The 23,015-nt window shown below is 62.7% G+C and carries 23 protein-coding genes; 14 read left to right on the top strand and 9 right to left on the bottom strand.

The window, feature by feature from the left end; all coding sequences use genetic code 11:
* The first annotated feature begins 184 nt into the window (after positions 1–184).
* Together F3H98_RS12385 and F3H98_RS12380 are read left to right on the top strand one after the other, a co-directional pair.
* Positions 185–1,435, top strand: coding sequence for a hypothetical protein (locus F3H98_RS12385; RefSeq protein WP_149760467.1), 1,251 nt, complete (start codon positions 185–187; stop codon positions 1,433–1,435).
* A complete protein-coding gene (locus tag F3H98_RS12380) occupies positions 1,435–2,574 on the top strand; it encodes an Ig-like domain-containing domain (RefSeq protein ID WP_149760466.1) in 1,140 nt (379 codons plus the stop codon). Before F3H98_RS12385 ends, F3H98_RS12380 begins: the two co-directional genes overlap by 1 nt.
* A gap of 24 nt (positions 2,575–2,598) precedes the next feature.
* Here the strand turns inward: F3H98_RS12380 and F3H98_RS12375 are convergent, their stop codons facing one another.
* The gene (locus tag F3H98_RS12375) at positions 2,599–3,855 is read right to left on the bottom strand and encodes a hypothetical protein (RefSeq protein WP_425294838.1); all 1,257 of its coding nucleotides are present in this window, start codon (positions 3,853–3,855) and stop codon (positions 2,599–2,601) included.
* Between the two features lie 322 nt (positions 3,856–4,177).
* Between F3H98_RS12375 and F3H98_RS12370 the strand changes: the two genes are divergently transcribed.
* Positions 4,178–5,248 (top strand): CapA family protein, encoded by a 1,071-nt coding sequence (locus tag F3H98_RS12370; RefSeq protein ID WP_149760465.1) that lies wholly within the window; start codon positions 4,178–4,180, stop codon positions 5,246–5,248.
* 15 nt (positions 5,249–5,263) lie between these two features.
* Here F3H98_RS12370 and F3H98_RS12365 read toward each other — a convergent pair whose 3' ends face one another.
* Positions 5,264–5,521 (bottom strand): SemiSWEET family sugar transporter, encoded by a 258-nt coding sequence (locus F3H98_RS12365; RefSeq protein ID WP_244621682.1) that lies wholly within the window; start codon positions 5,519–5,521, stop codon positions 5,264–5,266.
* Positions 5,522–5,877: 356 nt separating this feature from the next.
* On the opposite strand from F3H98_RS12365, the gene F3H98_RS12360 reads away from it, so the two are divergent.
* From F3H98_RS12360 to F3H98_RS12345, 4 genes are all read left to right on the top strand, one after another.
* Positions 5,878–6,090: a cold-shock protein gene (locus F3H98_RS12360; RefSeq protein WP_140821513.1), complete on the top strand. Its 213-nt coding sequence runs from the start codon at positions 5,878–5,880 to the stop codon at positions 6,088–6,090.
* 157 nt (positions 6,091–6,247) lie between these two features.
* Complete coding sequence (locus F3H98_RS12355) at positions 6,248–6,664, top strand: hypothetical protein (protein ID WP_149760464.1); 417 nt, start codon at positions 6,248–6,250, stop codon at positions 6,662–6,664.
* Between the two features lie 329 nt (positions 6,665–6,993).
* Positions 6,994–7,206, top strand: a complete 213-nt coding sequence (locus tag F3H98_RS12350; RefSeq protein ID WP_112561038.1) for a cold-shock protein — start codon at positions 6,994–6,996, stop codon at positions 7,204–7,206.
* 406 nt (positions 7,207–7,612) lie between these two features.
* A complete protein-coding gene (locus F3H98_RS12345; RefSeq protein ID WP_149760463.1) occupies positions 7,613–8,014 on the top strand; it encodes a BA14K family protein in 402 nt (133 codons plus the stop codon).
* A gap of 59 nt (positions 8,015–8,073) precedes the next feature.
* Here the strand turns inward: F3H98_RS12345 and F3H98_RS12340 are convergent, their stop codons facing one another.
* Positions 8,074–8,715, bottom strand: coding sequence for an MBL fold metallo-hydrolase (locus tag F3H98_RS12340; protein ID WP_149760462.1), 642 nt, complete (start codon positions 8,713–8,715; stop codon positions 8,074–8,076).
* A gap of 129 nt (positions 8,716–8,844) precedes the next feature.
* A complete protein-coding gene (locus tag F3H98_RS12335; protein WP_149760461.1) occupies positions 8,845–9,339 on the bottom strand; it encodes an Lrp/AsnC family transcriptional regulator in 495 nt (164 codons plus the stop codon).
* Between the two features lie 126 nt (positions 9,340–9,465).
* On the opposite strand from F3H98_RS12335, the gene F3H98_RS12330 reads away from it, so the two are divergent.
* Positions 9,466–10,476: a threonine ammonia-lyase gene (locus F3H98_RS12330; protein ID WP_188130408.1), complete on the top strand. Its 1,011-nt coding sequence runs from the start codon at positions 9,466–9,468 to the stop codon at positions 10,474–10,476.
* 171 nt (positions 10,477–10,647) lie between these two features.
* Here F3H98_RS12330 and F3H98_RS12325 read toward each other — a convergent pair whose 3' ends face one another.
* Complete coding sequence (locus F3H98_RS12325) at positions 10,648–10,944, bottom strand: hypothetical protein (protein ID WP_149760459.1); 297 nt, start codon at positions 10,942–10,944, stop codon at positions 10,648–10,650.
* A gap of 167 nt (positions 10,945–11,111) precedes the next feature.
* The gene (locus F3H98_RS12320) at positions 11,112–12,005 is read right to left on the bottom strand and encodes a branched-chain amino acid aminotransferase (protein ID WP_149760458.1); all 894 of its coding nucleotides are present in this window, start codon (positions 12,003–12,005) and stop codon (positions 11,112–11,114) included.
* Positions 12,006–12,252: 247 nt separating this feature from the next.
* On the opposite strand from F3H98_RS12320, the gene F3H98_RS12315 reads away from it, so the two are divergent.
* The 6 genes from F3H98_RS12315 to F3H98_RS12290 all read left to right on the top strand — a co-directional run bounded on the left by F3H98_RS12315 (position 12,253) and on the right by F3H98_RS12290 (position 20,625).
* Positions 12,253–12,753 carry a MarR family winged helix-turn-helix transcriptional regulator gene (locus F3H98_RS12315; RefSeq protein ID WP_149760457.1) on the top strand — a complete coding sequence of 167 codons (501 nt, stop codon included), beginning with the start codon at positions 12,253–12,255 and terminating at the stop codon, positions 12,751–12,753.
* A 31-nt stretch (positions 12,754–12,784) separates the two neighbouring features.
* Positions 12,785–13,489 (top strand): response regulator, encoded by a 705-nt coding sequence (locus F3H98_RS12310; RefSeq protein WP_425294837.1) that lies wholly within the window; start codon positions 12,785–12,787, stop codon positions 13,487–13,489.
* Between the two features lie 203 nt (positions 13,490–13,692).
* Positions 13,693–14,796, top strand: a complete 1,104-nt coding sequence (locus F3H98_RS12305) for an efflux RND transporter periplasmic adaptor subunit (RefSeq protein WP_149760455.1) — start codon at positions 13,693–13,695, stop codon at positions 14,794–14,796.
* Positions 14,793–15,869 (top strand): efflux RND transporter periplasmic adaptor subunit, encoded by a 1,077-nt coding sequence (locus F3H98_RS12300; RefSeq protein WP_149760454.1) that lies wholly within the window; start codon positions 14,793–14,795, stop codon positions 15,867–15,869. The genes F3H98_RS12305 and F3H98_RS12300 overlap by 4 nt, the downstream gene beginning before the upstream one ends.
* The gene (locus F3H98_RS12295; protein ID WP_149760453.1) at positions 15,866–18,967 is read left to right on the top strand and encodes an efflux RND transporter permease subunit; all 3,102 of its coding nucleotides are present in this window, start codon (positions 15,866–15,868) and stop codon (positions 18,965–18,967) included. The genes F3H98_RS12300 and F3H98_RS12295 overlap by 4 nt, the downstream gene beginning before the upstream one ends.
* A gap of 362 nt (positions 18,968–19,329) precedes the next feature.
* Positions 19,330–20,625, top strand: coding sequence for an ATP-binding protein (locus F3H98_RS12290; RefSeq protein WP_244621703.1), 1,296 nt, complete (start codon positions 19,330–19,332; stop codon positions 20,623–20,625).
* A 43-nt stretch (positions 20,626–20,668) separates the two neighbouring features.
* Here the strand turns inward: F3H98_RS12290 and F3H98_RS12285 are convergent, their stop codons facing one another.
* The 3 genes from F3H98_RS12285 to copM form a co-directional block, all read right to left on the bottom strand.
* Positions 20,669–21,418 carry a F0F1 ATP synthase subunit A gene (locus F3H98_RS12285; protein ID WP_149760451.1) on the bottom strand — a complete coding sequence of 250 codons (750 nt, stop codon included), beginning with the start codon at positions 21,416–21,418 and terminating at the stop codon, positions 20,669–20,671.
* 403 nt (positions 21,419–21,821) lie between these two features.
* A complete protein-coding gene (locus F3H98_RS12280) occupies positions 21,822–22,430 on the bottom strand; it encodes a PadR family transcriptional regulator (protein WP_244621681.1) in 609 nt (202 codons plus the stop codon).
* 159 nt (positions 22,431–22,589) lie between these two features.
* Entirely contained in the window at positions 22,590–22,982 is a 393-nt protein-coding gene (gene copM, locus F3H98_RS12275) for a CopM family metallochaperone (protein WP_149760450.1), read from the bottom strand.
* Between the last annotated feature and the right edge of the window lie 33 nt (positions 22,983–23,015).

Raw genomic sequence — 23,015 nt, 5'->3', positions numbered from 1 at the left:
CTAATGGCTAATGGGCGGGCGACTAGTTTTTTTTGCATGGCGGCATGCCATGCCACGCCCGGTCGTTCAGTCACAGCGAATATCGGAAACAGGCTCGGGCTCAATCCAGCTTCTCTGAAGAAGGGCAGGTGAAATGACCCTACCATCTGACAGCCCGAAGTCCCCGACCTATGCGAGGCGGGACGTGCTCCGGATCACCGCAGCTTCACTCATTGCGTCGACCATTTCCGGTCTCGTCCCGACCCAGTCCCAGGGCGCTAGCGCTGGTAAGAGCGGATCCGATCCTCTTCAGTCAGCAGGCGTCCTCGCCTTTGGTCCGGACAATGTTCTGTTCGTCGGTGACATCAAAGGCGCCGCCGTCCATGCCTTTGCGCTGCGCGCGAGCGACCTGACGCCGCAATTGGATGTGGAACTCGGCAACTTCCACAATTTCGAAGGACGCGACTTCGTACGCGGCGTGGATCAGAAACTGGCCGCAATCTTTGGAACGACGTATGACAAAATCGTCATCAACGACTTGGTTGTACATCAGCCGTCGCAGCAGTTGTTCATCTCGGTTGAACGCGGCCGGAGCACGGATGCGCTTCCGGCGATCGTCAAGGTAAATCACGGCGAGTTGGAAGTGCTGGACCTTGCCGCGATCCCACATTCTCAGGTCGCAATCCCCAACTTGCCCGATCCTGAGGCAATGCTCGAATTCGAGCCGCAGCGGACGTTCGCGATCACAGACGTCAAATACTACGGCGGCGAGATATTCGTGACCGGGGTATCAAACCAGCGTTTTGCCTCCACGCTGCATCGGATCCCCTATCCTTTCAGCGATAGGATGACGACATCCACCGTCGAGATATGGCACCCGGTGCACGGGGAATTCGAGACGCGCGCTCCAATCATCCGGCAGCTCATCAGGGAGGTGCAGGGCAAGCCGTATTTGTTCGGCGTCTATGGCTGTACGCCTCTTGTGCGCTTCCCTCTGGCCGCCCTGAAGGACGGCGCGCATGTTCGCGGGGATGTGATCGGAGAGCTGGGATACGGAAGCAATCCGCTCGACATGCTTACCTTCACCGATCCCTTCGACCAAAAAGAATACCTGTTGGTTACGATCGATGTAAGAAGTGCGTCGCGCATCGCCGTCGCGGATCTCGGAACCGCACCGCCCGAGCCCACCGGAGGCCCGATTGATTTCGGACCGGGCGGCCTGGGCAAGACACAAGGACTTCTTCCGGTGAGACCGGAACACACCGCGATTCTCAATCCGAAATGGGCGGTTGTCATCCATCGGCATCCAAAGACGGCGTATCGCCTGGACGTCAGCAGTCTGGCAATGCCGTATTTCTTCGAACGCAAAGACGGCATGTCGGAAATGAACTGGCCAGACGGGCCAGACCCGTTCAAATACCGCGATCATCGTGGCGAGATATCGCGAGGTGGGTGATGGCGACCGGATTTGTGTCCGCTGTCGCAAAGGCATCGGAAACTGATCAACCGTCGCTGATGCTTGATTTCGATGCAATTCGACAGGCAGGCAGCGTTCGCGCCAGCAATTTCGATCCGGACTTTGCAACCTCACTTCGCCAATGGGTGCAAGCGGGCGGCAAACTGGCTTCAATCCTGCGTGTCAAGGTCGCACAAACAGAAGCCACGGCCGGTGACAATCTCCCGGACGTATTTGGTCGATATGAGATTTTGGGGGATGGCCTCCGGTTCATTCCCTACTTTCCGTTCGAACGCAGGGTGACCTACAAAGCAAGCTTCGATCCTCGGCCGTTCGGTCGTCGTGAACTCTCGGAAATTCTGACCCTCGAATTTTCGCTCCCTGGCGAACCGGACACGTTGCCCCCGGAGGTGACGCACGTCTTCCCCTCAAGCGACCATTTGCCGGAGAATCTGCTCCGATTTTATGTGCGCTTCTCCAATCCGATGCAGCGCGGTCGGACCGAAGCCGAGATTTTGCTCCTCGGCCCCGATGGGAGGCCGGCCGCCGACGTGCTTTATCGTGCGCCCGTCGAACTCTGGGACGCGAGCATGCGGCAACTGACGATACTGCTCGATCCCGGCAGGCTTAAACGCGGCGTCGGCCCCAACCGCGAACTGGGCCCGCCTCTGGAGGTCGGCCAGGAGTATATGCTGGTTGTGGGTTCGGGGATGGTGGATTTATCCGGCAACCACCTGCCCAAGGCTTTTCACAAACGCTTCCGTGTCACCGAAGCCGTGCGCGAACATGTCGCCGTTGAGCAGTGGCGGATCGCGCCTCCCGCAGCCGGAAGCCGCAACCCTTTGGTGCTGATGTTTCCAGAACCATTGGATGCCGCGCTGCTTTTGCAAGCGATCACCGTTATATCGGCAGACGGGCAGCCGGTCGCTGGACGGATCGTTGTCGATCAGTGCGAAGAGCGATGGAGCTTCGCACCGGCTTTGCCATGGAATGCAGGCTCGTATCACGTTCGCGTCGCCTCAGGTCTCGAAGATCCTTGCGGCAACAGCGTGATGGCGGCGTTTGACAGGCCGCTTCGGCCAGGCAGCGATTTGACCTATGAGGCGGAGCGCAGATCAATCCAGTTTCATGTGGCGTGAGGGCTTTGACACATCCGCGTCAGGTTAGTTGAACCACAAGGCGAAGGACAGGAAGCCGGCGCCGCCGAACTGCTGGCGGATGCGGGAAAAATCCTCGGCGGTGATCAGCGTGCCGTTTTCGAGATAGGGCACCATGCCCGGCCCAGTGATCGCCAGCACTAGGTCGAAGGTCTGTGGCGCGTCGAAGAAGGCCTTCATGTTGATTCCCTTGGTCGGGATGCGGAAATGCGGCAACAGCACCCTCCCCTCCAGCAGGTCCTCCGCCATCTGCAGCGCGTCGAGCCAGGCAGCGACCTGTTCCTCGCCGACTTCCAGCCCGGTCAAGGGATTGACGCCCTTCTGCTGCGGGCCGGGCAGCCATTCGCGGTCGTTGTCTGTCTCGGCGCGGATGGCCTTCCAGTCCTCGCGGGAGAGGCGGATCATTTCAAGCAGTTTCAGCCGCGCCGCCTGCCGGCGCTCCGGTTCGACGACCGGCCAATTGACCAGGTGGATAAAGGAGACGAAGTCGGCCAGCCGCCACTCCGACATGAATATGCTCGACTGCGCGTCTTCCGGCGTCGGCACCAGCGCCTGCTGGAGCGGCAGGCCGGAGCGTGGGAAGAACATGTGGAAGCTGCCGTCGAAGGCATTCTGGAAATCGTGCGCCAGCCAGAAATCTGCCTGGGCGACGAGGAAATTTGCATAACCCTGCAGCCAGTAGCCATCGGCGCGGTCGAAGCGGAACACGAGATCGGGGGCAGGCGTCGACGGATCGGCGCCGCGGCCGCTCATCGCCGCCATGATGGCCGCGAAACTTTCGGTCGGTGCGATGGCGGCATCGCCGTCAAGGTCGATGCCGAGTTTGGTGAGGTCCGCAACGACGCCGATGTCGGCGCCGGCCGGCACCGTGTCGAGCTGGGCGGCGGCAGCCTCCATGCCGTCACGAAACTCGACGAGAATAGCGCGGAAGCCCTCGTAGGTCAGCGGTTCGGGTTCGGCGCGGGGCGGCACCGGCAGCCGCAGCAGCGGCAGCATGAAGGATTGCGGGCTCTCGAAACCATGGCGGTTGAGCGCCGTCGCCAGGTTCTCGAGCGAGCGGAAAAACCCCGCGGCGCCAAGTGCGTAAGGCACCAGCGGATCCTGCGGGTCGGCATTCTCCAGTTCCTCGATCGCAGAATCGCGGTCTGCCACCGACTTCGCGCTGAACAGCGCTTGCGTGGCGGTCGCGGTGTCGGCTCGCGCCGGCGTGCCTGCCAGAATGAAGGCAATTAGCGGCAGCAGCCAGAAATAAAACCGTTTCACGCGCATCTCCGCTCGAAATTGCCGCGAAAACAAGCGTTTCGCGATGCCGCACTCCCGCGATGGTTTTGAAGCGTTTTTGTGGCAACCGCAATGCAAAGCCGTGCAGGCGGCCGCCGTCCTCCCGCGTGCTCCCCTGCCCGCAGTCCGCCGGAAGCCTGAGAAATCAATCTTGCAGCAACGTAAAAAAACAACGAGCGCGAAACGCATTCAAATTGAACCGGCATTCAGTTTATCTGTTGTTAGCCGCATTTGGGCGACGCCAGGTGTTTCCACCTGGCTGCAAAATGCTCTAGTTTGCCGTCTGCAAAAACGGATTGCCTCGGTGTCCAATTTTCCCTTGCCTTATCGGCTGTCGTGGCTGCCCCGCTTCCTGCGGCCATCGCTGGGCGGCGACATCACGGGCTTCGCAGCACCTGCCGGCCGGCTGATGGCGCAGCCGCCGCAAAAAACCGTGCGGCTGGTTTTCCTCGGCGACATTTCGGCAGTGGCCAACCGGCGGGCGCCCGAGATCGACGAGAATCTCGCCGCAGTCATTGCTTCCGCCGACCTGGTGGTCGGCAATTGCGAAAGCCCGGTGGTGGGCAGGCGGCGGACGCCGCTGCGGACACGGCTCGGCACCCATCACGCCATGGATGCTGGCTTCCTGCTCGGCCTGCTCGCCGCGATGGACGTGGATGCCGACCGGCTGGTGCTGTCGCTCGCCAACAACCATGTACTGGACCAGGGCACCGACGGTTTCGCCGAGACACGCGCCACGCTGCGCTCGCTCGGCATCCGCACCATCGGCACCACCGACCATACGCCAGTGACGACGCTTGCCGTCGAGGGGGTGACCATCGGCCTGGTTGCCTTCACCGACTGGCGCAACGCCGATGTACGGAAATTTGCCCGCCGCGTGGTGATGACGAAAAAACTGGCCAGGGACGACTGGCGCTCCGTCTGCTCGGTGCAGGCGGACCTTTTGTGCGCGGTGCCGCATTGGGACTGGGAGTTCTGCCATTTTCCCCGCACAGGCACCCGCGCACTGGCGCACCGGCTGGCGGCGCAAGGCATCGGGTTGATCGCCGGACACCATGCGCATGTCGTGCAGCCGCTGGAGCGCATCGGCGACACCGTCGTCGCCTACGGGCTGGGGGATTTCCTCGGCACCGCCTTCGCCCGCCAGCCGTGGCCCGGCCGCATCGGCGCCATGCTGGTGGCCGACATCAGCGCCGACAGGCCGAGCATGGGCCGCGTCGCCGCCTACGAAATGGTGCCGTTCATGCGGCTGCGCGAGCGCCATCGCGAAAGGCTGGTCGGCATCGGCCACCTGAACGGAACGCTCAAAGACAAGGTGGCCGACCGGCTTTCCCGGGTGTTGGGCTTCCGCAGGCCGACCGTCGCCGGAACCTGATCGCCGGCCAGCGGCTCAGCCGTAGCGAAGTTTCAGCCCGACGATGGCGAGGATAAGCGCCAGCGTGACGGCGTTCGCGACAATGACCGGCCACGAGCCGATGAGCACGCCATAGACCATCCACAGGACGAGACCGGTGGACAGCACCAGGTTGGCGACGAGCGAGACGCCCTGCGTCTGCCGTTCGCGGATCATCTTGGCGATCTGCGGCAGCCAGCACAGCGTGGTGACGGCGGCAGCAAGCGCGCCAACCATTTCTATGGAGAAGGGCAAGACGGGTTTCCGGGAGGTTGTCGAACGACGCAATCTGCGTTGAATCGGAGGAAAAATAAAGATGAGCAGAGTGTCGCAGCGCTTTGTTAGTCGGCGACAAGCCTCTGAATTTACGGATGATCTTGCAGCGGTAACTTTTCCGTGTCATAAATTTCGCGTTCGGGCATTTGCTGACCCGGAGACTGGAACGTTTGAGCGACCCTTTCCCCGACACTGTGAATATCTGACGGCCCTGCTTTGGCGCGGGGTTCCAAATCATGCGCGAATGCATGGCCGCCAAGAAAACTGCCGGACTTTCCTTCGCGCTTCGGGCGGAGAGGGCCGGAAAATCGAAAACGGGTGAAGGAGTTCTCCCAATGGCCCAGACCGGTACCGTAAAGTTCTTCAACGCAACCAAAGGCTTCGGCTTCATCACGCCCGATGGCGGCGCCAAGGATGTGTTCGTCCACATCTCCGCGATCGAGGCCTCCGGCCTGCGCACCCTCGTCGACGGCCAGAAGGTCACCTTCGACGTCGAGCCCGACCGCATGGGCAAAGGCCCGAAGGCGGTCAACCTGCGCGCCGGCTGAGGCAGAGCCCTTCGCTCCTTCCGGAGCGGTTGCATCGAATGGAAAGGCACGGCTGGCATCTCCATCCGTGCCTTTTCTTTTGTACCTTTGCCGTATTGAACTCGTCCTCTCGTGCTGCCAAGGTTTCGCGGCAGAGTTGAAACATCGGACATGTACGATGAAGATGCTGCGTGCGTTCAACGTTCTGTGCATTGCCGCTGGCCTGGCCACAACCGCACCGGCAATCGCGGCGCCGCTCAACCCCTCACCAGCCTACGACGCAAACCTCGTCGTCCAGGTGCGGGGATGCCACCGCGACGTGGAACGGCACTACGTGCCTGAATTCGGGCGCCCTGCCTGGCACTACCACCGGCCGAACTGCCGCCCTGTGCAGGTTCCGCCTCCAGGGGCCGGCGTCGGGGTGCGCGATTGCCACCGCGATGTGCGCCGCCATTTCGTGCCGGGATACGGCCGGGTCACGCACCGGCATGTCGGCCCCAATTGCCGCGTCAGAGTATACAGCCAGTTCAACCCTGGCCGGCCGCGCCCTGCCAACTGCATTCAGATCGGACCGGTGCGTTACTGCGAATATTGAGACTGGAACGGCGGCGCATCGGCGGCTGCTCCTGCTGGCCGGCGCTGCATCTTCACCAATCGACATGAAGCAATAGTCTCGGCAAAACTTTTTCTTGTGCCAGACGCTAAAATAAAGGAGAAAATTGGCGTTCGGGCATTTGCCGGCCCGGAGACTGGAATGGCATGCGCCCATGACGGCCAAAGGCCGCCTGGGTAACTCGCGAAGAGAGGGCTGCGATGTTAGCTCCGGCGCGGGGAAACTGTTTCTTCTCCTCCAGTGAACGACCGACATCGTGTTGGGTCCGACCCCGCACGTGAATACCAATGGGAGAAATAAGGAGTTTCCCAATGCCGCAGACCGGCACTGTCAAATTCTTCAATCACGCCAAAGGCTTCGGCTTCATTACGCCGGATGACGGGCAGAAGGATGTCTTCGTCCACATCTCGGCTGTGCAGGCCTCGGGCCTACCCGGTCTTGAGGATGGACAGAAAGTGACATTCGATACCGAGCCGGACAAGCGCGGCAAGGGTCCGAAAGCGGTCAATCTCTCGGTCGGCTGAGCCGACCGGCGACCTGAATTCCGGGGTCGGCCGACCCCGGAAAACCGCAAGCAGCCCCGGAACGTCCAGTTGCGGGGAGTTAGTTTTTGTATCAACCAGCACGACTTATCCGTGCGTTGCCGCAACGCGGTATCCACTCAGGCGCGCAAAAGACAACAGCGGCAGTACCGCTTGCCGCATGATTTTTGCCCGGTGAATCTCTTCCGGCCGGGAAATCATGCAGCAGGTCGGTTCGCGCCAAATCCTGAGCAAGTCTGCCCGGACGCCGATTTGCCACAAATTCCCGGCATAGGGTCGGAACCAACCGGCAAGGCGGCCGTTCAGCTTGCGTTCAGACACGCCCGCCTATTTTCGAACGAATGTTGGCCTGTTCACCGCTCGATCAGGCAACGCGAAGGAGATAGAGATGAACCGCTTTCTGAAGACCGCCGTGCTTGCCGCCGCGCTTGGCGCCACGACGCTTGCCGCAATGCCCACAGCGCAAGCTGGCGACAATTGGCGCCGCCACCGCAGCAACGGCGATGCCGTCGCGGCCGGCGTTATCGGCCTTGCAGCCGGCGCCCTGATCGGCGGGGCGCTTGCTCAGCCGCGCTATCGCGAACCGGTCTACTACGACGACTATTACGAACCCGCTCCGGTTCGCCGCTACAATTATGTGCGCACCTATGAAGAGCCGCGCTACGTGCGCCGTTACGCTGAGCCGTGGAGCCGCGAATGGTACCGCTATTGCAGCAGCCGCTACCGGAGCTTTGACCCGGACACCGGCACCTTCGTTGGTTATGACGGCCGCGAGCGTTTCTGCCGCTAGCCGAGCCGGCGATGCCAAAATGAAAAACCCCGCTTCGGCGGGGTTTTTTGTGGCTGCGGTCAGGTCAGGAACGGGTTGGTTCGCCGCTCCTCGCCGAAACGCCCGCCCGGACCGTGACCACAGATGAAGCCGATGTCGTCGCCGAGCGGCAACAGCTTCTCCTTGATCGAGCGGATCAGCGTCTCGTGGCTGCCGCCCGGCAGGTCCGTGCGGCCGACCGAGCCGCGAAACAGCACGTCGCCGACATGCGCGAACTTCGCTACCGGGTTGAAATAGACGACATGGCCGGGCGCATGGCCCGGACAATGCAGCACGCTGAACGCATGGCTGCCGAACGAGACCACGTCGCCCTCCTTGAGGAAACGGTCCGGCACGCAATTTCGGACCGGATCGGTAAGGCCGAAGCGCAAGGCCTGGTTTTCCAGGTTGGCGAGCAGCGGAAGGTCGTCCTCATGAGGGCCGACGATCTCGATGCCCAGGCGGTCTTTCAGATCCATCGCGCCGCCAGCATGGTCGATATGGCCGTGAGTAAGCCAGATGGCGCTGACCGCGATCTGGTTGTCGTCGAGCGCTTTCAGGATGTTTTCGACGTCGCCGCCCGGATCCACCACGACACCTGTCTTGTCGTCGGTATCGAACAGGATCGTGCAGTTCTGCTGGAACGGGGTGACCGGGACGATCCCGGCATTCAACTGGCCCATATGGTTCGCCTCATCTCTCGGTCTTCGGCACTCACATAAAGGCCGGGTGCCGCGGCGTCCACCGTTCGGCGCGCGCGGATGGAGCTGGCGGGACAAACTCGCTCTATTCGTCGGGCGGGGCCTGTCGTCTCAGTTCCCGGGGCCGTCCAGCACCGGCACGAACAGCGAATGCTTCAGCCGGTTGAGGGCGATGCTGCTGCGAAACTCCCGGATGACCTCGTTGTCGTCCATCATGCGGCGGGTGAAACGCTCGTAGGATTCGAGATCGGGCGCGGTCACGACGAGCACGAAATCCGTCTCGCCGGTGACGCCCCAAGCCGATTGCACCTCGTCGGCTGCAAGCAGCCAGCGCTTCAGCCCGTCGGTCAGCGCCGCCCGTTCGCGTTCCAGCATAAGCTCGACGATCACGGTGATCGGGTGGCCCGTTGATCGCGGATCGAGCACCATGCGTTCGCCGACAATGACGCCGGCCTCACGCAGGCGCACGATGCGTCGCTGCACGGCAGAAGCCGACAGGCCGACCTCTGCGGCAAGCCCTTCCATCTTGGCGCGTGCGTCGCGCTGCAAGGCGTCGAGCAGGCGGCGGTCAATCGAATCGAGAGAAGGGATTTGTTTCTGGTTCATCGCAATTCACTGAAAGGGCCCGATCGCGCAATGAAAAGGCGACAAACGCGGTTCGGACGCGGCTTGGCCGCGCGGCCACACGCTACAATGGCGCCATCGCAACGCCAATCATGCGGACCAACATTCATGACACCGATCACCGAAAGCCAGATCGCCAGGGCCCGCGCCCTGATAGACCCGATTTTTCTCGGCTCGCCGATTGTCCGGCAGACCGGGCTCGACGCGGCACTCGGCTGCAGCCTCGCGCTCAAGGCCGAAACGCTGAACCCCATCCGCTCCTTCAAGGGGCGCGGCACTGAAGCGTTGATGGCCTCACTGACGAACCGGCCGACGCATGTCGTCGCCACGTCGAGCGGCAATTTCGGCCAGGGCCTGGCGCGCGCGGCGACGACGCGCGGCGTCAGGGCGACGATCTTCTCGGGCGAGGATGACAATCCCGGCAAGCTCGAGGCGATGCGGCAGCTGGGCGCCGAATTGCGGCTGGTGCCGCGCGGCGGCAACGCGAAGGCGCTGGCACGCGACATGGCTGCCAAAGCCGGCGCGCTCTATATCGAAGACGGCGCCCATCCGGAGATCGCCGCCGGCGCCGGCACGATCGGCATGGAACTGGCGATGCAATGCGGCGCGCTCGACGCGGTGCTGGTGCAGATCGGCGACGGTGCGCTGATCAGCGGCGTCGGCTCATGGATCAAGGCGACCTCGCCGAAGACCCGCGTGATCGGCGTGACGGCGACCGGCGCGCCAAGCTTTCGTGCATCGCTCAAGGCAGGGAAGCCGCTCGGTATCTCGCCGGACACCATCGCCGACGGCATGGCGATCGATTTGCCGATCGCCTCGTCGGTGGATGCGGTGGCCGCGATCGTCGACGACGTCATCGAGGTGGACGACGAGGCGATACTGGACGCCATGGCGTTGCTGCTCGGCTCCGCCAGCCTGGTCGCCGAGCCGTCGGGCGCCGCCGGCGTTGCGGCGATCATGCAGAACAGGAAGATGTTTGGCGGCCTGAAGATCGCGGCGATCGTGACCGGCGGCAACGTCCGCCCCGAACTACTGGCGCAAGCAGCCGGGCGGGCAGACGACCGGGCCTCCCGAGCTACAGTGCGTCGCGCCGAATGGGATTCGGCGGCCGCGCTGTAGCTACTTGTTTGTACATGTCGTTTCTCCCGAAACCGAGGACACTTTCGGGCAACATGCATTGAGCTCGAACTGGCGTAGAACCGGTTCGGACGATCAGCGATCATGCTGTTGCAGAAACGAAAACGGGCGGTCCTGCAGGACCGCCCGTTTATTCCAGCCCGTCCCTGTTTGTCAGGCCGACTTGTTCATCGCGCCCATGACCGCGCCGACGATCGCAGTCAGGATCGCGCCGCCGCCGGCGCCGCCAACCGCATCGCCCAACAGTCCGCCCAACGCACCGGCCGTTGCCGGATCCGCACCGCCGCCCAGCAGGCTGCCGAGGATCGCTCCACCGCCAACGCCGCCGACCGCACCGGCAAGAATTTTGGGGAGTTGGCCCATCGCCGCCGTTTTAAATGCCGCACCCACCGCTTGACCACCGATGACACCCGTAATCACCTGCACAATGATCGGAAGAAGCGCTTCCATGATGACTTTTCCCTCTATAGCAGCCGACTTCCCGTTGAGTCGGCCCGCACCAATCAGACGCCGAATTAGACGAAAGTCAAATCAGCAAATACTCATGGAAAAAAAGGCCGGCGGCAACAACGCCGCCAGCCCGTTAAACAACAGGGTGAAGGGAGTCTGGTGGAAGCTTATTCGGCTGCCACAGCGTGCTTGGGCTGCACCTCGGCCGAATAGTCATTCATCAATGTCTTGGCGATCTCGCCGACCTGGAAACGGTAAGGTCCGATCTCCGAAACCGGCGTCACCTCCGCGGCAGTGCCGGTCAGGAAGCACTGCTCGAAACCTTCGAGTTCTTCCGGCATGATGGCGCGCTCGATGACCTCGAAACCGCGGCGTTTGGCCAGATCGATGACGGTACGGCGGGTGATGCCGTCGAGGAAGCAGTCCGGCTTCGGCGTATGGATCTTGCCGTCCTTGACGAAGAACACATTGGCGCCGGTGGCTTCGGCGACCTGGCCACGCCAGTCGAACATCAGCGCGTCGGCATAGCCCTTGTCCTCGGCCGCATGCTTGGACAGCGTGCAGATCATGTAGAGGCCGGCGGCCTTGGATTTCGACGGCGCGGTGCGCGGATCGGGGCGGCGGTATTCGGCGATGTCGAGGCGAATGCCCTTCAGCTTCTGCGCCGGGTCGAAATAGCTCGGCCACTGCCAGATGGCGATCGCGCAGTTGATTCGGTTGTGCTGGGCGGAAACACCCATCATTTCCGAGCCGCGCCAGGCGATCGGCCGGACATAGGCGTCGGCAAAGCCCTGCTTCTTCAACAGCGTGCGGCAGGCATCGTCGATCTCGGCTACGCTGTAGGGAATCTTGAAGCCGAGGATGCGGGCCGATTCATGCAACCGCTCGGTATGCTCGGTCAGCTTGAAGATCTCGCCGCCATAGGCGCGCTCGCCTTCGAACACAGCACTCGCATAATGCAGACCGTGGGTCAGCACGTGAATCTTGGCGTCCGCCCATTTGACGAATTCGCCATTCATCCAGATAAAGCCATCGAGCTGGTCGAAGGGAACGGATGCCATGATTACCTCCCGCGGGGCGTAGCCCGGACGTCGTTGTGTTTCATTCTACCGCCCACAGGCGGGCCACGCCGACGGGCAAAATTTTAGCATTTAACGAGGAGAAGGCAAATTAAACGAAGTTCCGGAAAAACCGGCCCGGCCTTGCCTTTTCGTTCGCAATCCACCGAAAAGCTTGACAAAAATTACCATCGCCCAAAAAATATGTCAACATGACTGACATAAATTTGAAAACCATCGGGAATCACACATGGCCGAACGCAGCGCTGCAAGCGCCAAACCGATCAGGACGGCGTTGAACGACGATGACGGCATCGACTTCGCGCTCATCGAGCTGTTCTTCTTCGCCTATCGCGATTTCACCTCCGATCCGGACGAGATGCTGGCCGATTACGGCTTCGGCCGCGCCCATCACCGCATCCTGCACTTCGTCAACCGTCGGCCGGGGTTGACGGTGGCGGAACTGCTGGATGTGCTGAAGATCACCAAGCAGAGCCTGGCAAGGGTGCTGAAGCAGTTGATCGACGCCGGCCACGTCATCCAGGTTCAGGGACCGCGCGACCGGCGTCAGCGCGAACTTTACCCCACCGCGAAAGGGCGTACACTGGCGCTCGACCTCGCGCGGCCACAGTCGCGCCGCATCCGCGAGGCATTGAGGGAAGCGGCGCCGAGCGACAGGGAGGCGATCGAACGCTTCCTGAAAGCGATGGTGAATCCCGAGCTTAGGCCGCAGATCGACAACTTGCCCTGACGTACCGGCAACGCGCATGGAGACCAATGATATGACCGAGCCTTTGGCCGTTCCGGACGACGACGCACCGCATTTGCTGGTGGTCGACGACGACACCCGCATCCGCAACCTCCTGAAGCAATTCCTGACCGAGCACGGCTTCCGCATCACGGTCGCCGGCACCGCCGATGAGGCGCGTCGCAAGCTCGCCGGGCTCGACTTCGACCTGATCGTGCTCGACGTGATGATGCCGGGCGAGAGCGGCATCGACCTCACCAAGTCGCTGCGCACGGAAAAGGACGTGCCGATCCTGATGCTAACCGCATTGTCGGAAACCGACAGCCGCATCACCGGTCTCGAAGCAGGCGCCGACGACTACCTGCCGAAGCCGTTCGACCCGCGCGAACTGATCCTGCGCATCAACAACATCCTGCGGCGCGGCGGCCCGCAGGCGACGCCGAAGCTCGAACAGATCGTGTTCGGTCCCTACACCTTCCAGATCGCCCGGCGCGAACTGAAAAAGGGTGGCGAACCGCTGAAGCTGACCGACCGCGAGCAGGAAATCCTGGTGATCTTCGCCGAGCGCGCCGGCGAAACGATCCCGCGCCACGAACTGGTCGCCGGCGAGTCGGACGTTGGCGAGCGCACCATCGACGTGCAGATCAACCGCCTGCGCCGCAAGATCGAGCGCGATCCGTCCAACCCGATCTGGCTGCAGACAGTGCGCGGCATCGGCTATCGACTGAGCGTCGAATAGGTCAGACCACAGTGGTCGAATAGGTCGGACCACAGGAATTGGGCCGACAACGGAAGCGGGCGCCAGGCGCCCGCTTTTTTTGTGTCTGCATGAAAAATTGTGCGAACGGAGCGACTTTCGACCAGAGGTAGAGATGCACAGAGATTGATCGCTGCGCGATCTCGTGCAAACCTTGGCGCAGCAGCTATGAGGTGGTTGACGCTATGGGCGCAGAAGCGGTCTCATTCAAACAGCTCCCCCTCCTGGTGCCTTTGATACTTGTTTCGGTCCTGCTTGCCGGCTGCCAACGCCAGGAAGCCGAGGCACCCAAGCCGCCGATCCTGGTTAGGGCTGTCGACGTGGCGTTCACAGACTATTCGCCGACATTGTCGCTGACGGGAGTGATCGCCGCCCGGACCTTGAACAGCCTTGCGTTCCGTGTTGGCGGCCGCGTCTCCGAACGGCTGGTCGATGTCGGACAACGTGTCGAAAAGGATACCGTCCTGGCTCGCCTCGATCCGGAGGCACAGCAGTCCGACCTGCGTTCGGCTCAAGCCGATGTTGCCGCCGCCGAGGCGCAGTTGCGTCAGACGACCGCCGCCTTCGACAGGCAAAAGACACTACTGGCGCAAGGCTTCACGACGCGGCGCGACTATGACCTGGCCGAACAGGCCATGCGCACGTCGCAGGCCTCGGTCGATTCGGCCAACAGCGAACTCTCCACCGCCCGGGAAAATCTGTCCTTTACCGAGTTGCGAGCCGGCAGAGCCGGCATCGTCACCGATCGCAGCGTCGAGACCGGCCAGGTGGTGCAGGCCGCGCAGACGGTCTTCACGATCGCCGAGGACGGCGATCGCGACGCCGTCTTCAATGTCGACGAAAAACTGGTGGACAGCGGATCGGCCGCACCGCCGGTGACCATCATGCTGATCGCCGATCCCACGGTGACGGCGACCGGCAAAGTGCGCGAAGTGTCGCCGGTTGTCGACCAGGCCTCCGGTTCGGTGCGCGTCAAGGTGGAGGTGCCGAACACGCCTCCCGCAATGCCGCTTGGCGCGCCGATTACCGGGACGGTAAGCGCCGCACCGCGCAAGGCGGTGGTCCTGCCTTGGGAGGCCTTGACGTCCGCCGACGGCAAGCCGTCCGTGTGGATCGTGGACAAGAACAGCAAGGCAGTTTCACCGAGGCTGATCGATATCCTCTCCTACGACACCGGCATCGTGGTTGTGAAAAGCGGCCTCGACGCCGGGCAGAGCGTTGTTACTGCCGGCGTGCAGTTTCTCAGCCCCGGTCAGACTGTGGAGATTGTGGCGGGAGAAGGCCAATGAGCGACGCGGTGAGAATATGTGCCGCACTGGCGCTGCTGACGCTGGCCGGCTGCAGCAACGAACCGGAACAGGCACCGGAAATCATCCGCCCGGTGCTTTCGGTCGTGGTGCAGCCCCATACGGTCCAGTTGCAGGGATTTGCCGGCTCCGTCGAGCCGCGTTTCAGCGCCGCCCTCTCCTTCCGGCTGCTCGGCCGCATCGTGGAGCGCGACGTCGAGGTTGGCGATATCGTCAAGCAGGGCGTCACCATCGCAGCACTCGATCCGGTCTCGCTGGAGCTGGCTGTACAGGCGGCGAACGCCGATCTGTCGAGCGCCGAAGCCCAATTCGCCAATGCCGCCGCCAGCGAGGAACGCCAGCGCACGCTGCTTGCCTCGAAAAATGTCTCCCAGGCCGACTATGACAGCGCCCGGCAAGGGCTCGAAGCAGCCAAGGCGAATGTCGAGCGCGCTCAGGCTTCGCTGAGCAAGGCGGAGGAACAACTGGGTTATGCACGGCTGTTTTCCGATTTCGACGGCGTGGTGACGGCGACAGGGGCCGAAGTCGGCCAAACGGTTTCGCCGGGGCAGATGGTCGTCACCGTCGCCCGTTCGGATGTCCGCGAGGCGGTGTTCGACGTTCCCGATCAGATGGCGCAACAGATGGCGACAGGCGAGACGTTCCAGGTCAGCCTGCAGTCGCAGCCGGCGATCCGCGCCGACGGCACGATACGCGAGATAGCGCCGCAGGCAGACAGCTCGACACGGACGCGCCGCGTGCGCCTGACGCTCATCGACCCGCCGGACGCCTTCCGCCTCGGCTCGACCATCGCCGCCACCCGGGTGACCGGCATAACGCCATCGATCGAGTTGCCGCTCTCCGCGCTTCTGGAAGAAGGTGGCAAGACCGCGGTTTGGATCGTCGATCCGAAATCGCTGACGGTGAGCCTGCAAGACATCAAGGTGGCTTCGAAGGGCAGCGGCAACTTCACAGTGACGAGCGGCCTCGACGCGGGCGCTCGGGTGGTGACTGCCGGCGTTCACAGCCTGAAGCCCGGCCAAACGGTGAAGATACCCGAGGGGACGGCGCTTTGAAGGAAAAGTTCAATCTTTCGGACTGGGCGCTCGGGCATGCCTCGCTGGTCTGGTATTTCATGCTGGTCTTCACGGTGGCGGGCATCGCCTCCTATCTAAATCTCGGCCGCGAGGAAGACCCCGCATTCACCATCAAGACCATGCTGGTGCAGGCCAACTGGCCGGGCGCCTCGGTGACCGAGACGATAAGCCAGGTTACAGACCGCATAGAGAAGAAACTCGAGGAACTCGACAGCCTCGATTACACGCGCAGTATCACGACGCCCGGCAAAACCGTGGTGTTCGTCAACCTGAAGCAGACGACCAAGGCGCGTGACGTGGTGCCGACCTGGTTGCAGGTCCGCAACATGCTGAACGACATCCGCTACACCTTCCCGGACGGCGTGCAAGGTCCGTTCTTCAACGACCGCTTCGGCGATGTCTTTGGCAATGTCTACGCCTTCACCTCCGACGGGCTCACGCCACGCCAGCTGCGCGATTATGTCGAGAACATACGCTCGAAAATCCTGACTGTTCCCAACGCCGGCAAGGTCGACCTGATCGGCGCGCAGGATGAGGCGATCTATCTGGAGTTCTCGACCCGCCAGGTCGCGGCGCTCGGCCTCAACCAGCAGGAGATCGTCGAGAGCCTGCAGGCACAGAACGCCATCACGCCATCGGGTGTGATTGAAGCCGGACCGGAGCGTATCAGCGTACGGGTCACCGGCCAGTTTACCTCCGAGGAGAGCCTGCGCGCCATCAACCTCCGGGTCAACGACCGCTTCTTCCGGTTGACCGACGTGGCAACCGTGGTGCGCGGTTACGTCGATCCGCCGACGTCCCTTTTCCGCATCAACGGCGAGGACGCCATCGGCCTTGCCATCGGCATGAAGCCCAATGCCAATCTGCTCGAATTCGGCGAAGCCCTGCGACAGGAGATGGAAGAAATTACCGCCGAATTGCCGGTCGGCGTCGGTATCCATCTGGTCGCCAACCAGCCGGTGATTGTCGAGGAAGCGGTCTCCGGCTTCACCAGAGCGTTGTTCGAGGCGGTGGCGATCGTGCTTGCCGTCTCGTTCATCAGCCTGGGTTTGAGGGCGGGCTTCGTCGTCGCACTATCCATCCCGCTGGTGCTTGCGATCACCTTTGTGTTCATGGAGTATTTCGGCATCTCGCTGCAGCGCATCTCGCTCGGAGCGCTGATTATCGCGCTCGGCCTGCTGGTCGACGACGCGATGATCGCCGTCGAGATGATGGTGGCGCGGCTTGAGGTCGGCGACAACCTGCGCAAGGCGGCGACATACGTCTACACCTCCACCGCCTTCCCGATGCTGACGGGAACGCTGGTGACGGTTGCCGGCTTCATTCCGATCGGGCTGAACACCAGTTCGGCAGGCGAATACACCTTCACGCTGTTCGTCGTCATCGCCGTGTCGCTGCTGGTCTCCTGGATCGTGGCGGTGCTGTTTGCACCGCTGCTCGGCGTCACCCTTCTGCCTGCGACCCTGAAAAAGCACAGTCACGAAAAAGGCCGGTTCTCCCGGCTGTTTTCACGCGTCCTGCTCGCTTCGGTGCGCCATCACTGGCTGACCATCGCGGCGACCTTGCTCCTGTTCCTGCTGGCGCTCGCCGGCCTAAGGCTGGTGCAGCAGCAGTTCTTCCCGGCCTCGGACCGGACAGAACTGATCATCGACTGGAACCTGCCGCAGAACAGTTCGATCGCCGATACCAAGGCGCAGATCGAGCGCTTCGAGGAAACCGCCCTCAAGGGTAATCCCGACATCGAACACTTCAGTTCCTATATCGGCCAGGGCGCCGTGCGCTTCGTGCTTGCCTACGACGTGCAGCCGGCCAACCCCTATTTCGGGCAGACCGTGATCGTCAGCAAGAGCGTCGAGGCCCGCGACCGTCTGAAACCCGTGCTTGAAAAGAGGCTGCGCGAGGAATTCGTCGGCACCGACGCATTCGTCAAGCTGCTGGATCTCGGCCCGCCGGTGGGACGACCCGTGCAGTACCGGGTCAGCGGTCCCGACATCCACAAGCTCAGGTTGTTTGCGCAGGAAGTCTCCAGCATCCTTGAAGCCAACCCGCATGTCGCTGCACCGACCTTCGACTGGAACGCCCCGTCGCGTGTGCTGCGCGTCGACGTGCTGCAAGACAAGGCACGCCAACTCGGCATCACGTCGCAGGATATCGCCAGCACGCTGAACAGCGTGGTCGGCGGCGCCTCGATCACTCAGGTGCGCGATGCAACGTACCTGATCAATGTGATCGTGCGCGCGCAGGACAGCGAACGTGGTTCGGTTGAGACGTTGCGGAACATGCAGATCGCGACCGGCAGCGGCGAGTCGATCCCGCTCGCCGCTATCGCCAACATCCGCTATGACCTCGAACAGGCGACTGTCTGGCGGCGCGGCCGCATCCCCACCATCACGGTGCTCGCCGGCATCGTCGACAAAACGCAGCCCGCGACGATCGTCAATCAGCTGAAACCCCAGATCGACGCCTTCATCGCCAAACTGCCGCCGGGTTACGATGTGGCCACCGCCGGCACCGTCGAGGAAAGCGGCAAGAGCCAGGCGCCGATCTTCGCAGTGATGCCGCTGATGCTGTTCATCATGGCGACCATCCTGATGATCCAGCTGCAGAGCTTCCAGCGCCTGTTCCTGGTCGTCGCCGTCGCCCCGCTCGGGTTGATCGGCGTCGTCGCAACGCTGGTGCCGAGCGGCGCACCGCTGGGCTTCGTGGCTCTGCTGGGCGTATTGGCGCTGGTCGGCATCCTGATCCGCAACTCGGTGATCCTGATCGTGCAGATCGAACAGCATGTGAAGGATGGCTTCGACCGCTGGTCGGCTGTCATCGACGCGACCGAGCACCGCATGCGGCCGATCGCGCTGACGGCGGCGGCGGCCAGCCTGGCGCTTATTCCGATCGCGCGGGAAGTGTTCTGGGGGCCGATGGCCTACGCCATGATGGGCGGCATCATCGCCGGCACCGCGCTTACGCTGCTGTTCCTGCCGGCGCTTTATGTCGCCTGGTTCCGTATCAAGGAGCCGCAGCCGGAACAGGCGGAGCCGCCCCCGCCCGCCACCGAGCAGGAGCCCGCCCCTGCGAACTGAACGCGCCTCGGGTCACCGCTGGACGCCGGCGCCGGACAAGCGTCATTGGCACAGATGCGGCTTGGTCTATATGTTGACGCAGACGGCATATATCGTCGCAACGATTGCCCCGCCGAAAATCGCAAGGGCAGATTGCCGTATCATTGTTGGGTTTCTTGGAGAATGTCCGGGTGTGGACTAGACTGTCGGACCTGATGCCGTCGTTTCGGATCGACGAGACGACCGGCGCGAACTGGAAAGGACGCATGGCATCCTCCGACGCCGCGCCTACCGAGCACGTCCATCATCGTACGGCGACGTCGCACTTCTTCGCCACCTGGCGTTTGGGCTGGGTGCGGTTTTGGCGTTTCGTTTCGCGCTACATGCCGAAACGGCTCTACGCGCGGTCGCTGATCATCGTGATCGCGCCGATGATCCTTTTGCAGTCGGTCATCGCCTTCATGTTCATGGAACGCCACTGGCAGACGGTGACGCTGCGCCTGTCGCAGGCGGTGACGCGCGACATCGCCGCGATCATCGACATGATCGAGACCTATCCGCACGATGCCGGCTATTCCGACGTCATCCGCATCGCCCAGGACAGGCTGTCGCTCAAGATCGACATCATGCCGCCCGACCCGCTGCCGCCGCCGGGCCCCAAACCGTTCTTCTCCATCCTCGACCAGATCCTGTCGTCGGAGATCACCCGCCAGATCAACAAGCCGTTCTGGCTGGACACGGTCGGCAATTCCAACATCGTCGAGATCAGGATCCAGCTCGACGACAAGGTGCTGCGCGTCTTTGCCCGCCGCAGCCAGGCCTACGCGTCCAACACCCATATCTTCCTTCTGTGGATGGTCGGCACCTCGCTGGTGCTGCTGATGATCGCGGTGCCGTTCCTGCGCAACCAGATCCGGCCGATCATGAAACTCGCCGAAGCGGCCGAAAGTTTCGGCAAGGGAAGGCCGATGCCGCGCGATTTCAAGCCGCGCGGCGCCGAGGAAGTGCGCCGCGCCGGCATAGCCTTCATCCAGATGCGCGAGCGCATCGAGCGGCAGATCGAACAGCGCACGGCGATGCTGACCGGCGTCAGCCACGATCTGAGAACCATTCTCACCCGCTTCAAGCTGCAGCTCGCCCTGGCCGGTCCCAGCGCCGACTCCAAGGCGCTGAACCAGGACGTCGACGACATGCAGTCGATGCTGGAGGGTTATCTGGCTTTCGCCCGCGGCGAGACGACAGAGGATCCCGGCAGCTTCGACCTGCGCGCCTTCTTCGAAAAGCTTGCCGAGGAGGCCAAGCTGAGGGACCGCGGGATCAAGACGGCGCTGACCGGCAGGCCAGAAGTGCATGTGCGGCCAAACGCCTTTTCGCGGCTGCTCTCCAACATCGTCGGCAACGCGTTCCGCTATGCCTCGCGCGTCGAGGTCAATGCCGTCCACATGCGCGGCTGGCTCACCATCACTGTCGACGACGACGGGCCGGGCATTCCGCTGGAAAAGCGCGAGGAAGTGTTCAAGCCGTTCGTGCGGCTGGACGAGGCGCGCAACCTCGACGCCAGCGGCACCGGTCTCGGCCTCGCCATCGCCCGCGACATCGCCCGCAGCCATGGCGGCGATATCTTGCTGGAAGACAGCCCGCTCGGCGGCCTGCGGGCTGTGGTCAAGGTTCCGGCATAAAGTTACTTTGCTGCACCGGTGGCGCCCGCTTTCTGGCCCGCTATCAATGCTCGGGGTGCAGCGCGTCGGCGAGATACATGCACGTCAGCATGGTGAAGATGTAGGCCTGGATCACCGACATCAACAATTCGAGCGCCGTCAGCGCGACGGTCATCAGCAGCGGCAGCACGGCGGCGGCAATGCCGAGCGCCCCGAACCCCGACAGGCTGACGACGAAGCCGGCAAACACTTTCAGCGTGATATGGCCGGCCAGCATGACCGCGAACAGGCGCACCGAATGGCTGATCGGCCGCGACAGGTAGGAAACGATCTCGATCGGCACGATGATCGGTGAAAGCACCAGCGGCACGCCCTTCGGCAGGAACAGGCGGAAGAAGCGGAGTCCGTGCTTCCACAAGCCGAACAGGGTGACGGTGAGGAACACCAGCATCGCGAGCGCGAAGGTCACCACGATCTGGCTGGTGACGGTGAATGCGTATGGGAACATCCCGAGCAGGTTTGCCATCAGGATGAACATGAACAGCGAGAACACCAGCGGGAAGAACCGCATGCCGGCCTCGCCCGTATTGTCGCGCAGCGTCCTGGCGATGAATTCGTAGATCAGCTCGGCGACCGACTGGGCGCGTGACGGCACGAGCCTCCGGCGCGCTGTTGCGGCAAGCAGGAACAGCCCGCCCAGCGATGCGGCGGCGATCATATAGGCAGCCGAATTGGTGAAGACGATCTGATGACCGGCGACTTCGCCGAGACTGAACAGCGGCTTGATTTCGAATTGTTCTATCGGTCCGGCCACGCGCGGCCTCCTCTACTGAGATGACGGTTGGGTTGGAGATTCTTGGCGTACGGCATGACTACGGCTCGCCGGGATGCACGCAGAAGCGCGATGGCGGGCGGCGTCTCGGCATCAAGGGCGCGACGATCGATGTCTGGCGAAAGGGGATGAACAGCCTGGGGCTGATTGGCCGGGATATGAAAAGGCGCCATCGCTCGGATCTTCCGAAACAATGGGGCCGTCCCCGACGAGAATTCTGGGCACGAGTCGTCCCGTGCGATGGCGTTGATAACGCCTGCATGCGGCCTTGGCCAGCCGGCTTACGGCGCTTTATTGCCGCATTCGCCGGTGGCGATTTCTACCTGGGAAACGACGCCGGCCGCCCTCGCCTACGATTGGCGAGGACGACCCGGCAGGCGTGGGGTCAGAGCGCGTCGAAGTCTTCGCGTGCCTTGCGAAGGATGTCGCGGGCCTTTTCGGCCATTTCCGCCGTCAGCGCGCCACTGCGCAGCTTGCCATGTACGGCGCGGCGCAGAGCCCGCATTTCCTCGCCGAGAGCGACACCGCTGATCTCTTCGGAGGCCTCGTCGAGCTGGGCGTTGATCTTGTCGAGCTCTACCCGGTTCTCGTCGAGCCAGGCGCGGCCTTCCTCGGTGATGGCGAAGAGCCGCTTGTTGCCGTTCATCGTCGAGGAGACGAGATCGGCCTCCTCCAGCATCTGCAGCATCGGGTAGATGGCGCCGGGGCTTGGGCTATAGGCGCCCTGGAAGCGGGCCTCCAGCGCCTTGATGATGTCGTAGCCGTGGCGCGGCTCCTCAGCGATGAGGCCGAGCACGACCAGGCGCAGCGCGCCGGGATCGAACATACGCGGGCCGCGTCCGCCGAACGGGCCGCCGCGATGGCGGCCGAAGGGACCGCCACGGCCGCGCCGGCCCGACGATGCCTCGCCGCCATCGCGTCCGGACATTTCCCAATGGCCGTGGCCGTGGTCGTGACGGTGCCCATGCCCATGGGCAAATCGGTGCTTGAACATGAATTTTCCTTCCAAGGATATGTTTCTCATGAGACCTATCTAGTTAACGATATATCTTTTGTCAATACGATCGTTGAAGCGCCGGCCCTCGGCCTGCACCGGAAACAAAAAAGGGGCAGCGTTGCCGCTGCCCCTTCATCGATTGAATGTTCGCGCCGGTCAGTTAGCCGGGTTGTTTTTCAGCCAGTCCTCCAGCTGCTTGATCTCGGCTTCCTGGGCCGAAACCACCGCCTCCGCCAGCTTGCGGATTTCCGGATCCTTGCCATACTCCAGCACCGCTTTCGCCATGTCGATCGCCGCCTGATGGTGTGGGATCATGCCGGCGGCGAAATCGACATCGGCATTGCCGGTGTATTGCTGCGCGGACATGGCGGCGTGCATCTTGTCCATCGCCGCCTTGTATTCGGCCGAGGCGGCGTTGTCCGAAGTCGCCGACATGGCGCCCGCACCGTGACCGCTGTGGTCGGTCTGCGCCGAGGCGGTTTCCAGGAACACGGTGGCGAGCATCGCCACGGCCATGAGGGCCAACAAGATCTTCTTCGTCAAATTCATTTTGCGATCTCCTGATTGCGGTTCGTAATTGGG

The sequence above is a fragment of the Neomesorhizobium albiziae genome (assembly GCF_900114255.1).
In the GTDB taxonomy this organism is placed as follows: Bacteria; Pseudomonadota; Alphaproteobacteria; order Rhizobiales; family Rhizobiaceae; genus Neomesorhizobium; species Neomesorhizobium albiziae.
Note: the sequence above shows the minus strand (reverse complement) of the source record. Positions and strands in the feature narration are given on the sequence as shown.

What these genes read in the sequence shown, in the direction of transcription:
- F3H98_RS12335 (WP_149760461.1), bottom strand. Translation starts at nt 9,339, where the DNA reads ATGAACCAGAAACAAATCCCTTCTCTCGATTCGATTGACCGCCGCCTG.
- F3H98_RS12325 (WP_149760459.1), bottom strand. Translation starts at nt 10,944, where the DNA reads ATGGAAGCGCTTCTTCCGATCATTGTGCAGGTGATTACGGGTGTCATC.
- F3H98_RS12315 (WP_149760457.1), top strand. Translation starts at nt 12,253, where the DNA reads ATGGCCGAACGCAGCGCTGCAAGCGCCAAACCGATCAGGACGGCGTTG.
- F3H98_RS12330 (WP_188130408.1), top strand. Translation starts at nt 9,466, where the DNA reads ATGACACCGATCACCGAAAGCCAGATCGCCAGGGCCCGCGCCCTGATA.
- F3H98_RS12320 (WP_149760458.1), bottom strand. Translation starts at nt 12,005, where the DNA reads ATGGCATCCGTTCCCTTCGACCAGCTCGATGGCTTTATCTGGATGAAT.
- F3H98_RS12310 (WP_425294837.1), top strand. Translation starts at nt 12,785, where the DNA reads ATGACCGAGCCTTTGGCCGTTCCGGACGACGACGCACCGCATTTGCTG.
- F3H98_RS12290 (WP_244621703.1), top strand. Translation starts at nt 19,330, where the DNA reads ATGCCGAAACGGCTCTACGCGCGGTCGCTGATCATCGTGATCGCGCCG.
- F3H98_RS12350 (WP_112561038.1), top strand. Translation starts at nt 6,994, where the DNA reads ATGCCGCAGACCGGCACTGTCAAATTCTTCAATCACGCCAAAGGCTTC.
- F3H98_RS12380 (WP_149760466.1), top strand. Translation starts at nt 1,435, where the DNA reads ATGGCGACCGGATTTGTGTCCGCTGTCGCAAAGGCATCGGAAACTGAT.
- F3H98_RS12360 (WP_140821513.1), top strand. Translation starts at nt 5,878, where the DNA reads ATGGCCCAGACCGGTACCGTAAAGTTCTTCAACGCAACCAAAGGCTTC.
- F3H98_RS12280 (WP_244621681.1), bottom strand. Translation starts at nt 22,430, where the DNA reads ATGTTCAAGCACCGATTTGCCCATGGGCATGGGCACCGTCACGACCAC.
- F3H98_RS12340 (WP_149760462.1), bottom strand. Translation starts at nt 8,715, where the DNA reads ATGGGCCAGTTGAATGCCGGGATCGTCCCGGTCACCCCGTTCCAGCAG.
- copM (WP_149760450.1), bottom strand. Translation starts at nt 22,982, where the DNA reads ATGAATTTGACGAAGAAGATCTTGTTGGCCCTCATGGCCGTGGCGATG.
- F3H98_RS12305 (WP_149760455.1), top strand. Translation starts at nt 13,693, where the DNA reads ATGGGCGCAGAAGCGGTCTCATTCAAACAGCTCCCCCTCCTGGTGCCT.
- F3H98_RS12345 (WP_149760463.1), top strand. Translation starts at nt 7,613, where the DNA reads ATGAACCGCTTTCTGAAGACCGCCGTGCTTGCCGCCGCGCTTGGCGCC.
- F3H98_RS12355 (WP_149760464.1), top strand. Translation starts at nt 6,248, where the DNA reads ATGAAGATGCTGCGTGCGTTCAACGTTCTGTGCATTGCCGCTGGCCTG.
- F3H98_RS12300 (WP_149760454.1), top strand. Translation starts at nt 14,793, where the DNA reads ATGAGCGACGCGGTGAGAATATGTGCCGCACTGGCGCTGCTGACGCTG.